This is a genomic window from Candidatus Phytoplasma pruni (assembly GCF_013391955.1).
GTDB lineage: Bacteria > Bacillota_I > Bacilli_A > Acholeplasmatales > Acholeplasmataceae > Phytoplasma.
The window spans coordinates 1-13,137 of the sequence record NZ_JABUOH010000065.1 but is presented as its reverse complement, the minus strand read 5'-3'; the positions used below and the strand labels follow the sequence as shown (position 1 = coordinate 13,137).

Genomic DNA, 13,137 nt, shown 5'->3' with positions numbered 1-13,137 from the left:
AGCTTTAAAGGCATTTTACAAAATACAATTCAAAGATAAATATTTTTATTTTTGAAAAAAATTATAAGATAAGAAAGAAAAAATCGTGTTAAAAGTATATTACAAAAATCAAACTTTAAATGTGGATTCTAACACCACTTTAGAAGAATTAAAAAACCGATTAGAATTGACCGATGTTTACGGCGCTCAAGTAAATAATAAAATACGCGAATTAACGTTTGAATTGACCGAACCAGAAAATGAGGTTCTTTTTTTAGATTTAACTCATCCTCAAGCGGTAGACATTTATGAAGCTAGTTTGAGATATTTGGTCGCTATGGCTTTTTATCATGTTTTTCCTGAGAAAAAAGTGCGTTTTTCTTATTATAGTTCACAATCTCTTTTGGTTAGATTTGAAAATGACGCAGAATTGACTTTAGAAATGTTTGAAAAAATTCAAGAAAAAATGCAAGACTTAGTAGCGCAAAAGTTAAAAATTGAAAAAAAATCTTTTTCTTTGGAAAAAGCTTTAGAAATATATAACACTTTTGGTTATGACAATAAAAGCAAGCTGCTGCAACAAAAACCCCAAAAGACAGTCCCTTTATATGTTTGTGGGTCGTATTATAACGATATGCACCAAGGAATGGTTCCTAATACAAGTTATTTAACTCATTATCAATTATTATATCGTTCTTCTTCTATGATTTTGCAATTTCCTCAAACTTTTCATCAAGGCAAAATACCTCTTTTCAAGGAAGAGCATGTTTTTGAAAAAACTTTGCATCAAACGTCAGTTTGGCGTCAAACGGCTCAAACACAAAACCTTCATCAAATAAATAATTATTCCTTGAATCCTAAAAAAAACTTTGATTTAATTAGCATAGCCGAAATAAACCACCAAAGACAGTTAATGGAAATAAGTCGCCAAATAGCCGATAAAAAAAATCAGATTAAAATCATTCATATTGCTGGACCGTCTTCTAGTGGAAAAACCACTTTAGCCAAAAAATTACAATTACAATTGCTGGCTGTAGGGATTACAAGCACTTTGGTTAGCATGGATAATTATTATTTGCCTCTTGCAGAAGTGCCTAAAACCTCAGATTGTGCAACTTATGATTTTGAACACATCCAAGCGTTAAATATTGCTTTATTTAACCAAAATATCAATGATTTAATTTTACATAAAAAAGCCATTATTCCTCAATTTGATTTCAGCACTCGCGTTATTACCCACAAACCTATCGAAATCGATACACAGGTCTTGTTGGTGGAAGGAATTCACGCTAATAATCCTGCCTTATTACCTTCCCTTGCTAGGGAACAAAAATTTAAAATTTATATTGCTCCTCAGCACCAATTATCATTAGATGAGCACAATCCTTTGCATATCACAGATATTCGTTTTTTGCGTAGAACTATTCGTGATTTAAAAATGAGAAGCACTAATATTTTAAAAACTTTTGATTTTTGGAAATCTGTTCGAGAAGGTGAATTTAGGTGGATTTATCCTTATCAACAAGAAGCGGATTACGTCTTCAATTCGGAGTTAATTTATGAATTTAACGTTTTAAAGCCATATTTAGAACCTTTACTGTTAGAAGTCCCTTCAATGAGTCCTTATTTTGAAAAAGCTCAATATTACTTAAAATTATTAAGTTGGTTTGACGCTTGGGAATCTGATTTGGTTCCACATGATTCCTTATTAAGAGAATTCATCGGAAATAGTCCTTTTTATCAATAAAAAATGTTATACTAAAGAATATAAGTTTTAAGTGTAAAAAAAGGTCAAAGTTATCTGATGTTTTTTCTGTGATTTTACATTTATTAAATTAATTTGAAGAGAAGGTGAAACAATGTCTGTTCATTATCAACAATTAGAAAAAAGATTTGAAGAAATCGGTCATTTTGAAAACATTTTAAATATACTTCATTGGGATATAGCTTGTAATATGAAAGAAGGTTCGGAAAAAAGCCGCGTCCAAGAGATTTTAAGTTTAACAAGAGTTATTCGTCAATCGTTAACTTCTGATGAGACTAAAGAATGGTTAAACCAAGCAGAACAAGAAAAAAATTCTTTAGATGTCTGGCAAAAAGCAAATTTAAGGGAAATAAAAGCTAAAATACAAGATGAAGAAATTGTGGATCAAGAATTACAAAACAATTTTATTTTAGCCACTACTCAAGCTGAATTAGCTTGGAGAAAAGCTAGACAACAAAACGATTATGAAATGTTTAAGCCTTACTTTCAAAAAGTCCTTGATTATGTTAAACAAATAGCGCATTTAAGATCTAAAGCTTTAAACATCCCTTTATACGATGCTTTAGTGGTGAGATACGAACCAGGCAATACGGTGGAGAATATCAAACAAGTGTTTGCTGTTTTAAAAGAAGAATTGCCGCCTTTAATCAAAAAAGTGATGCAAAAACAGTCCCAAAACGGTGCTCCTCTTCAATTATCTATGTCAATTGAAAAACAAAAAGAATTAAACAATAAAATGATGGAAAAAGCAGGCTTTAACGTTAATAAAGGTCGTTTAGACGAATCTGCGCACCCTTTTTGCGGCGGAACTGCTGATGATGTTCGTTTGACTACTCGTTATGATCAAAATAATTTTTTAGACGGTTTTATGGGCACTATGCATGAAGTAGGGCACGCTTTGTACGAACAAAATTTACCGGAAAAATATAAAAACCAACCTGTCGGCAAACCTAGAGGGTATCAATTTCACGAAAGCCAATCTTTATTGATTGAAAAACAAGTGGTTAAAACTAAAGAATTTTTAACCTATTTAGCTGATTTTTTAAAGAATGATATGCAAATGAAAGATCCTTTATTAACGGTTGATAATTTATATCAAGAAGTTAGCCGTGTGCAACCTAGTTTTATCAGAATATATTCGGACGAAGTGACTTATCCTTTACATATTATTTTACGTTTTGAATTGGAGGAGATGTTGGTTAACGATCAATTAACTTTAGACGAATTACCTCATGTTTGGAACCAAAAAATGAAAGATTATTTTGGTATCGTTCCTAATAATGTGTCTGAAGGATGCCTTCAAGATGTTCATTGGCCTTCTGGTTATTTCGGTTATTTCCCCAGTTATTTAAACGGTACTATGATTTCATCTATGTTAATGAGTAAAATTAAAAAAAATAATTCAGAAATCAAAAAAGATTTTACTAAAGGCGATTTCACCAACGTTAACCAGTATTTAAACCAAAATTTTAGAAATTTCGGTTCTTTATATCCAGCTGATGAATTATTAAAAATTTCTACTGGTGAGAATCAAATCGATCCTCACGCTTTTGTTAAATATTTAGAAGAAAAATATTTATCTAATTGATTCCGCCTTTAAAAACATAACTCTATTTATCTTAAAAAAACTCAAAATGATCGTCATTTTGAGTTTTTTTCTTTTTCATGTCATTTCAGGTTGATCATCATGTTTTTTTACTGTAATGAATATGTTTTTCATAATAATGACTTATTTGGGAAAGGAACATAGGAAAGTTGGCGATATTTTTTTCTATTTTCTTTTTTAAAGATGATTTAAATTATAATGATATTTTTAATAAAGATTCGCAAACATCAATCAACCTCATTCGATAGCAAATAAAACTTTTAAAGTTGTTGCAAAAGAAGGTTCACATACCTTCTTTTTATGTGTTTTTCAACTAAATTAACCCTTTTAATTCAAAATCTGATAAATATTATTAACTATTTAATTAAAAGTGGTTTTTACCTCTATTTTTTCAATAATCTCTTTTAATGAATTTTTAACGAATTAGTTACAAAAGTACTTGGCGTTTAGAATCTTCAACACCATCCACAAACTTTAAATTATCATATAAATATTGGCATTGCATTTCTTTTCGACATGGAATATATTGTCAAACTCAAAAAAATCCATTTAATTCTTTTTTGAGATATAGAGGATTTTGAAGTTGCAACAATTTTATAGAGTCTTTTTTTTGTCAAAAAAAATTCTCTAAGGTTTTCATTTTTAACGATCTTATTAAGTTTTATATTTGAAAAGAAATTCAATCATAAGAAAAATAATTAAATAACATATATTTACTTTATTGACGATGAAAAAGCGTTTTTTTAATGAAAAACTATTTAAAATATTTTCGTTATATGTATAATGTTAATAACTTCAATAAATTATCATTTTTTTGGAGAAAATAAATCAATTAAAAAGAGGCAAACAATGGAAGGTTTTTATGATAAAATGAAAAAATTTTTTGCAGAAATCGTAAGAGATGAATTGAAAAGAATAACAAGTATTTCTTTTGAACAAATAATGAATGTATGTTTCTTCTGTATAATATATTGGTCAAAAGTAAAGAATCCAGTTCTTTCCTTTATGGACGAATTTTCTAACAAAATAAACTTAAAGATAAACTTTCTTAATAATGTGTTTTTAAATGTTTTATTTTGTGCAATATTTATATTTTTATATTATTTTATTTATAATTTTTTTAAAAATAGAGGTAAAATTTACACAGCGTCTAAAAACATAATTTCTTTGAAAAAATTATTAAAAAAACCCACATTTGGGAAAGAAAAAATAGATACGATGTATTTTGAAAAGCCGATAGAGTTTTATTTTAAAAAAGTTTCTAAAAACGTTATTACGTCTGACGAAAAATTTAAATTGGAGTGTGCAGAATTAGAAAAACATGATCATGTTTTTTTTTCTAAATTTAGCAAAAGATTTTATAGTTATTTTAACAATTCATACACTTATCACAATAATAAATATCACTTTGTAAACGAATTTTTAAAAATTTATATGGAAAATTATCAAAAAGAAGAAATTTCGAAAACAAACGATAAACAAAATAACCTTTTGATGGAAAAATTTATAAGAAATTTTCATAAACTTGTTCATTTACATGATGATGTATTTTTTTTTCATTTAAGTGTCTTTATGGCAAATGAAAAAAGATATAAATACATTTACATAAAAGCAAGCGAAGAGTTGATGAAAAAAATTAAACAATACAACAAACAATCGGTTTATAAAACAAATTTTATAACTGAAGTTGTTGAATTAAAATGGGACACAACAAAAATTAACAAAAACTTAAAAGTTAATAATGAAATTTATAAAGTTGATTTTTCTTTACAATTGAAGCCAAAAAATAATAAAATAAGCCAACAAAGTCAACAAGAAAAGAGTCCTTTCAATCCTATTATAACGTTAACTCCAAATAAGAATAAAGAGGGTGGTCTGCAATCTGATTTTTGGGAAAGAAATGAACAATTGACTTTGATAGAAAAAGAGGCAGTAGTTTTAAAAATTAAAACGAAAGATGGCAAAGACAAAAATATAATAAAGAGTTTAGGCATTCAAGGAGAAATTAAAACGCTTTTTACAATTAAATTCAATCCTGCGAAAAAAGATGTACAAATTTATTTTGAAAAACCTTCGTCTGTCACCTTCCAAACGCCTATTTTCCAAGTTGGCAAATAAGGTTATTGATTGAAAATTGCTTCGATAAAAATAATTCAAAAGGGCGTTATTTTTTGTCTTTTGTATGATATATTTTAACTCAAATATATTATTTTTCATTAATACCATCCTTTTTTTTACGAATGACGATTTTGTTCTTTTTTGTTAGAATTTATATTAATTATAGCGCTTTTCGAACTTATCCTTCCTCCTCTCTTAATAAAATTAATCCCTTTTAAAACATCTTTTTCAAACTAATAAAAAGTTTTATTTTTGAGATATTTTTTTAAAAAATGATATAAATAGTTTATATTAATTTTTCGATTCTTTTTGAATATTTATTCAAAAATGATTCTGAGCGATATCGAAAGTTTGGTCTATCTTCTAACAATAAAATAAATATTACCACAAAAAACATCTATAATGATGGTTTTTTCTTTACTAAAAAAACAAGCAAAGAATTTGACAAATGTCAAAATATTATTATTTTTGCTATAATTGAAATATGTAAAATAAAAGAAATATTTGTTTTAATATAATTTTCATTGATAATTATTGTTAATGATCGAAAAAGGAGAATTTTTATCATGTTTGAACCTAAAAAAATAAGTAATATTTTTATTGCTGATGCGGCTAATTATTTGATTAAACGCGTTGAAGTTAACCATATGAAATTACAAAAATTATTATATTATGCTTATTGCAAACATTTAGTCAAATATAAAGAAAAATTTATTGTTGGAAAAGCGCAAGCTTGGCCTAAAGGTCCTGTTTTTAAACCCTTATATCAACATTTGAAACATTATGGTAGAGACGAAATAATCGTTAAAACAATTGAACAAGGGAATGAAAAGAAACTTAGTCCAAGTAGAAAAGCAACACTAGATTTCATAATTAATAAATATGGTTTTGTTGATGCAGGTTCTTTAATGAGACAAACGATGAGAGAAGAACCATGGCAAGATTATTACGAAGAAGCCGAATATGGACATTTTCCCAAATCTCGTTCTATTCCAGATGAATCTTTATACGAATACTTTAAAAAAGAAGAAAATTGGTATCATTTCCATAAAATTTGTCCTACTTGTTTAAAAGAGATGGATTGAGATTACTTATTCATTGTTGTAAAATTTTTTCTCAATTCTAAAAGGTTCAACCCTAAAAACATCGATATAAGTGTTTAAAATAATATAAAAAAGAAGTCTTTTATAGGATCGGGATATACAATAGAAAAAATTTAAATCACAAAAACTCTCTTTAAATTTAAAAGAGAGTTTTTTATTAGAATTATTAGAACCATATTAAACACCAAAAAAAGAGGGATTTTAAAAATCCCTCTTTTATCTTCTTTTAATATAAAAATATTTATTTTTTTTCTTCTTCTTTAACTAATTGATCTAATTCTTCTTTGTTAATGGTTTCTTGTTTTAATAAAATATCCGCTATTTTATCTAATAAAGCTTTATTTTCTTGTAGAATTTCTTGAGCTTTTTTATAAGAAGTATCGATTATTTTTTTAATTTCTATATCGACCGCTTTTTTATAAGAAAATTCAGTGTCTTGCGTTTGACCTAAAGGACTCATACCATATTTAGTCACCATTAAACGAGCTTTATTGGTCGCTGATTTGAAATCTGAAGAACAACCATTACTAATATTTTCATCGCCAAAAATCATTTCTTCGGCTGCTCTGCCGGCTAAAGAACAAATAATGTCGGCTTGAAGGCGTTTTTTAGATTGGAAAAATAATTCTTTTTCTTCCATGAATAAAACATAACCGCCTGCATGTCCTCTGGGAACAATCGTGATTTTCTGCACTTTAGGAGCATGTTTTAATTTAATTCCGATAACAGCATGACCAGCTTCATGATAAGCGGTTTCTCTTTTTTCTTCTTCGCTGTATTGGCGTGATTTTTTCGCTGGCCCCATCCAAACTCGATCAATGGCTTCTTGTAGTTCATCCATTGTGGTCCATTCTTTTTGGTTTCTCACGGTTAGAATAGAAGCTTCATTTAAAACAGACGCTAATTCCGCTCCACTCATACCAGAGGTTTGTTTGGCTAATTGGTGAAAATTAATATCTGTGGATAATTTTTTATTACGAGCGTGAACTTTTAAAATAGCTTCTCTCGCTTTAACATCTGGTAAACCAACCATAATTTTACGATCAAATCGTCCTGGTCTTAATAAAGCGGAATCTAGCATATCCGCTCTATTAGTGGCACCGATAATAATAATCCCGGCATAAGCGTTAAAACCATCCATTTCGGTTAATAATTGGTTTAGAGTTTGATCTTTCTCTTGAGAACCTTCACTAACGCCTGATCTTTTTCCCCCTAAAACATCAATTTCATCAATAAATAAGATACAAGGGGCGTTTTCTTTAACTTCTTGAAATAATTTTCTTACTCTAGAAGCGCCGACCCCTACATACATCTCTACAAATTCCGAACCATTAGCGGCGTAAAAAGGCACTCCCGCTTCGCCAGCTACGGCTTTGGCTAATAAGGTTTTACCAGTTCCTGGTGGACCGGATAATAAGACTCCTTTGGGAATCGAAGCCCCCATATCTTTGTATTTCTTAGGTCTTTTTAAAAAGTCAATTAATTCTTGGACTTCTTCTTTTTCCTCTTCGTTACCAGCGACATCTTGGAAAGTGACTAAAGATTTTTGGGCTGTAAGAGCTTTATTTTTTTTATTTAATTTTCTTTTCTCCAAAATATTAGATAAAATCCAAACCGGCCAAATAAAACCTGTTAGAGCTTGAAAAACAGTCAACATCGGCATTAAAACACCATATTGAGCATCTAGATCTTCGACTTCAAAAACACTATTATTTTTATTTAAGTCTCGTAAAGCGTCAATTCTTTTCATTTCGAAAGGATCCATAGTTTTGGCGTAATAAAATTGATTATATTTAGTTTTCACTAAAATCTTGATTTTAGGATTTTGTCTTAAAAAAGCTCTAATACCTTTGGTTTCTAAAGTTTCTTTAAAATAAACTACTTCTCCTTGTTCGATTTTATCAATAACAAAACCGATTTTCTTTTTTTCGCCTTTTTGGTTGATATCAGGCCAAATTTCTACTAAAATAATTAACATTATAGTAGTCATCGTCAAAAAAACAATTAATTTTTTTTTATGTTGTTTCCAAAAGTTGGTCATAATGATTTTAATCTCCTATTTTTATTTCTGGTTTGTATTATTAAAATCAATATAAATAAAAGAGCTATAAAGCCAAACGTAATCAACCCCACAACGAACCATAAGGAGGTTTTATTTTGTGGTTCTGTAGTTTGTTTGAAAGGAGTTTGTTGCAATGTTCTATCTGGATTATTTTTTAAAGATTGAGTGTTTAAGATCTTTTCCATATCTTGTTTATTGATAACTTCTTTGGTTAAAAGATGATCAGTTATTTTTTGTATAATCCCTAAATTATTGTTGATATTTTGTTTCGCTTGAGCGTAACATTGATCAAAGATTTTTTGTGCTTCTTTATGACCAAGATCGTGTTGATATTGATATTTTTCCTCTTGGGGAACAAAAAGACCTTTATCACTGATATTTTTTTTAAATACAAAATCTTCAATAATTCGATTGGCTTCTACTACATCTTTCGCTGATTTTTAAGAAACTCTCCCTAAAACAACTTCTTCCGCGGCTTTACCAGAAAGATGGAAAATGATTTTATCAAATATTTGTTTTTGAGTTTTAAATTCACTATATTCCCCTTGATAAGCATGATGAGAAGGATTGTTCGAAAGAGTGATAGAACTTTTATAAAATAAGTTAGGATTTTGAAGCATTTGAGTGATAATATGACCCGCTTCGTTAATCGCTACAATCTTTTTTTCTTCTTCAAAATAAGTTCTTTGGAGCGCTTGTCTACCAAATAAATGTTTATCAATACTTTCGTTTAAAGCTTTTTCAGTGATTTTAAAATTTTTCTTAATAATATATGTTTTCATTTTTTGAACTACTGTTTCTAAATCTTTAATATCTCTGGTTTCTAGTACAGCTTTATTGTTAAGATCGTCCTCTAAAACACTTTTTTGTCCATCTAGAATCTGTTTATGATCTTTAGGATTTATTTCCGCTTGATTTGTTAAAATATATTCCACATAATAATCTATTTCTTCCGGATAAAGAATTTTTTTGATTTTTTCCGCTATTTTATCTAAATCAGTCGTACTATAAGTTGAAAGAGCTGTTTTATCGGTAAAATCAGTTTGATCATCAATTCTTCCGTAAGTTAATTCATCTTTGTGAGAAAGAACTAATCTATGATTATAATTATCCATAATAAAAGCTACTGTATCTTCTTTTAATTTTTGTTGAATCAAATTATAACCCACTTCTTTCACTACTTTAGCGATGGTAGCACCACTAAAATCAGTTGATTTATCCGCTAATTTGCTATAATCAATACCCTCTTCTAATTGATTTGTTTTTTTATATTTTTTTAAAAATAAATGATATAACTTAATTTTAGTTTTTGTATCAGGTAGACCCACATAGATCTTACGATCCAAACGACCAGGTCTAGTGAGTGCTTCATCTAAAAGATCATCTTTATTAGTCGCTCCGATCACTACCACATCATCATTAGATTTCATCCCATCTATTAAGGTTAATAAAGTATTAACCATTTTATTGTGATCAATACCAGAAGCTTGAGAATCGCTAGTTCTTTTAGTTCCGATAGTATCAATCTCATCAATAAAGATAATACAACCTTTTTTACTTTCTTTCGCTAATTTATCAGCTTCTTTAAATTTTTTTTGAAGCAGTTCGTGACCTGCTCCGACATATTGTTTCACAAATTCAGGTCCATCAGCGATAATATAAGGCACGCCTGATTCATGAGCCAAAGCTTCTAATAAGATCGTTTTACCAGTTCCTGGCGGACCATACAATAAAGCTCCTTTAGGGGCTTTCATACCGAAATCTTTATATAACGCTTTATTGTTGAAATAATCTGCTATTTCTTTTAGTTCGTCTTTTGCTTCATCTAAACCAGCGATATCATCAAAAGTGGTAACTTTATGACCAGGATCAGTTTTTGGTCCATTCATTAAAGTGATAACATCGCTACCACCTTTTTTACCTTTAAAAAGATAAATTTTATTAACCTCTTGAGTTTGGTTAATTAATTCCCGATAATCTTGAATATTATCTTCTCTTGTTCCCCCTTCAAAATAAACTAATAAAGGTGCTGGATTACTTAAAAGATTTCTATTATAATCAACAGCTTTATCAAAAGTAACTGTATTATTTGTCATACTTTTAGAGTTATAATAAACTTTATTATTTTGAGGATTTTCTAAAAGGAAACTTGTTCCTTCGTTTGATTCTTGTAGTTGTTCTAAAATCTGAGGATAATAATCTACTTTATTTGCTGAATCTCTTACCACTTTATATTCGGCTGTTTCAACAGCTCCATACAATAAGAAAGGTTGAGACATTATCGCTAAGATTAACAAACTAATAACTATTACAAAATGAAAGTTATTTTTTATTTTGGACATAAGTTGTTGTTCTTCTTTCTTATAATTTAAGGTTTTTTATTTCCAAATTCGTCATATGTGATAGTTTCTTTTAGATTTCCGTAAATATCATATTCTTTATCCCAAGACGAATCCCAATTAACTTCAGGTTTTCCGTCATAATCTTCCCCTTGGTAATATCTACTTTGAATTTGATTGTTGTTGATATCATATTCTTTATCCCAAGTATCATCATTGTCCCAATCCACCATCAGTTTTCCATCTTTATCTTCCCCTTGATAGCGTCTACTTTGAATTGTATTTCCGTTAACATCATATTTTTTATTCCAAGTATCATCATTGTCCCAATCCACTATCGGTTTTCCATCTTGATCTACCCCTTTATAATATCTGTTTTTTGTTTTATTCTTGTCTCTATCTGTTTCATAGTCCCAAGTGTTTCCTGATTTCCAATCAACTATAGGGTTGCCATCATCATCTACCCCTTGGTACCCTCTACATTGATATTTTTTCCCTTCGTTATCTATTGGAGTTATTGTTAGATCGAAAGTGTTACCATTAGTCCAATCAACTATAAGGTTTTCTTGTTCGTCTTTTTCTTCTTGGTAATGTATATTTTTTAATGTGATTCCCTCTCCTTGAACAAAAACCCATTCTTGATCCCAAGTGTCAGATGATTTCCAATCAACTATAAGATTGTTTTCGCCATCTACTCCTTTAAATCTTCTACTTTTTATTTCGTCTCCATCATCATCATATTCTTTATCCCAAGTGTTAGGCGATTTACAATCAACTATCAGGTCGCCTTCGCCATTTATCCCTAGATAACCTCTACTTTGAGTTGGTTTGTTGGCATCATTATATACTTTATCCCAAGTATTAAGTGATTTCCAATTAACTATATGTTCAACAACGCCACCATCTAACCTTTGATATTGATAAACTATACTTTTTGTTGTATTACCCTTGTCATCATTTTCTTTATCCCAAGTATTAGGCGATTCCCAATCAACTACAGGGTTGTCTTGTCCATTTGCCTCTTGATAACCTCTACTTTGAATTTTAATTTTATCTTCTTCGATCAAATGATATGATCGTTCCCAAGTATCAGACGATTTCCAATCAACTATCGGTTGTCCATCTTTTATCCCTTTATACCTTCTACTTGTAATCGGCATTTTTTCATTATTATATTCTTTATCCCAAGTATTAGAGGAATTCCATTTCACTATAGGGCGACCTTGTTCATCTACCTCTTGATAACCTCTTTTTTTAATTATTTTCCCATTTTCTGTCGTTTCTACAGTAAAACAATCTAATAATTTTGTTTTTAATTTGTTTTCTAATTCATTTGGTTGATAATTAGGTTGTTTTTTCAATTCTTTTAAAATTTCTTCTTTTAACTTTTCATCTGTTAAATGCTCAGAAGGAATGTCTTTAGCTTCTCGTTGTGCTTTAAATTTGTGCAAAACTTGTTCAACTAAAGTATTTTGTTTTTCTGTTTTTTTATCTTGGACTAATTTTTGACCCACTAAGGTTAATTGGTTTGAAGAAGAATCAGGTTCCTGTAGTATTTTTTTGTAAATTTTATCTTTGAAAATTTCATCACTTACTTCTTGTTCTGTTATGTTTTGTTGAGCTCGAAATTGTTGAGCATTATGCAAAGCTTCTAAGAATCTGTCGTTAGTCGGAGTATAATCGTCATTAACTGTATATGTTAAAGTTACTGAACCCGTGTATTTATCACTGTTTTGTCTAGCTTTAACTGTAACTGTTCTATTGTTTGCGTCTTCGTTGTTAACTGTAACTGTTACTTCGCTCATGTTAAGAGTTGGATATTTAGTGTGAACTGCTGATGCTGCAGATGTTCTATTGTCTAATACAGTGTTTTGTTTTCCTAAACCAGAGTTTACTACTGAGTTAACGTTTACTTTTGTAACTGGAACTGTATATGAAACAGTTTGTTTACCTGTGTAATTAACGCTGTCTGATTTAGCTGTAACTTCAACTTGTTTTTTAGTTGTGTCAACTGCTACATTCAATTGTTCCCATTTAGCGTTTGTGTTAGCTGCTTGAACTGCTTCTGTAACTGCTGCTACTGTGTTAGTAGCTTGTTCGCCTAAAGTATTGTTTACTACTTCGCTAACGTTTACTTTAGTAACTGAAACTGTATATGAAACAGT

The 13,137-nt window shown here is 29.3% G+C and carries 6 protein-coding genes and 1 pseudogene; 4 read left to right on the top strand and 3 right to left on the bottom strand.

Going from position 1 to position 13,137, the window contains the following annotated elements:
- Positions 1-85: 85 nt before the first annotated feature.
- The 4 genes from HR065_RS03775 to HR065_RS03160 all read left to right on the top strand — a co-directional run bounded on the left by HR065_RS03775 (position 86) and on the right by HR065_RS03160 (position 6,553).
- On the top strand, positions 86-1,726 hold the full coding sequence (locus HR065_RS03775) for a nucleoside kinase (protein WP_178734443.1): 1,641 nt from the start codon (positions 86-88) through the stop codon (positions 1,724-1,726).
- 112 nt (positions 1,727-1,838) lie between these two features.
- Positions 1,839-3,332: a carboxypeptidase M32 gene (locus HR065_RS03170; RefSeq protein ID WP_178734442.1), complete on the top strand. Its 1,494-nt coding sequence runs from the start codon at positions 1,839-1,841 to the stop codon at positions 3,330-3,332.
- A 1,236-nt stretch (positions 3,333-4,568) separates the two neighbouring features.
- Positions 4,569-5,468 (top strand): hypothetical protein, encoded by a 900-nt coding sequence (locus tag HR065_RS03165; protein ID WP_178734441.1) that lies wholly within the window; start codon positions 4,569-4,571, stop codon positions 5,466-5,468.
- 566 nt (positions 5,469-6,034) lie between these two features.
- On the top strand, positions 6,035-6,553 hold the full coding sequence (locus tag HR065_RS03160; protein WP_178734440.1) for a Panacea domain-containing protein: 519 nt from the start codon (positions 6,035-6,037) through the stop codon (positions 6,551-6,553).
- A gap of 259 nt (positions 6,554-6,812) precedes the next feature.
- Here the strand turns inward: HR065_RS03160 and ftsH are convergent, their stop codons facing one another.
- The 3 genes and pseudogenes from ftsH to HR065_RS03145 all read right to left on the bottom strand — a co-directional run.
- Positions 6,813-8,612: an ATP-dependent zinc metalloprotease FtsH gene (gene ftsH, locus HR065_RS03155; protein ID WP_178734439.1), complete on the bottom strand. Its 1,800-nt coding sequence runs from the start codon at positions 8,610-8,612 to the stop codon at positions 6,813-6,815.
- A gap of 461 nt (positions 8,613-9,073) precedes the next feature.
- The gene (locus tag HR065_RS03150; RefSeq protein WP_178734438.1) at positions 9,074-10,975 is read right to left on the bottom strand and encodes an AAA family ATPase; all 1,902 of its coding nucleotides are present in this window, start codon (positions 10,973-10,975) and stop codon (positions 9,074-9,076) included.
- Positions 10,976-11,001: 26 nt separating this feature from the next.
- Positions 11,002-13,137: pseudogene (locus HR065_RS03145) on the bottom strand (hypothetical protein); the annotation flags it as partial.

Bases quoted from the DNA above. Each gene is read 5' to 3' on its own strand.
- HR065_RS03170 (WP_178734442.1), top strand. From the start codon at position 1,839: ATGTCTGTTCATTATCAACAATTAGAAAAAAGATTTGAAGAAATCGGT.
- HR065_RS03165 (WP_178734441.1), top strand. From the start codon at position 4,569: ATGTATTTTGAAAAGCCGATAGAGTTTTATTTTAAAAAAGTTTCTAAA.
- HR065_RS03160 (WP_178734440.1), top strand. From the start codon at position 6,035: ATGTTTGAACCTAAAAAAATAAGTAATATTTTTATTGCTGATGCGGCT.
- ftsH (WP_178734439.1), bottom strand. From the start codon at position 8,612: ATGACCAACTTTTGGAAACAACATAAAAAAAAATTAATTGTTTTTTTG.
- HR065_RS03150 (WP_178734438.1), bottom strand. From the start codon at position 10,975: ATGTCCAAAATAAAAAATAACTTTCATTTTGTAATAGTTATTAGTTTG.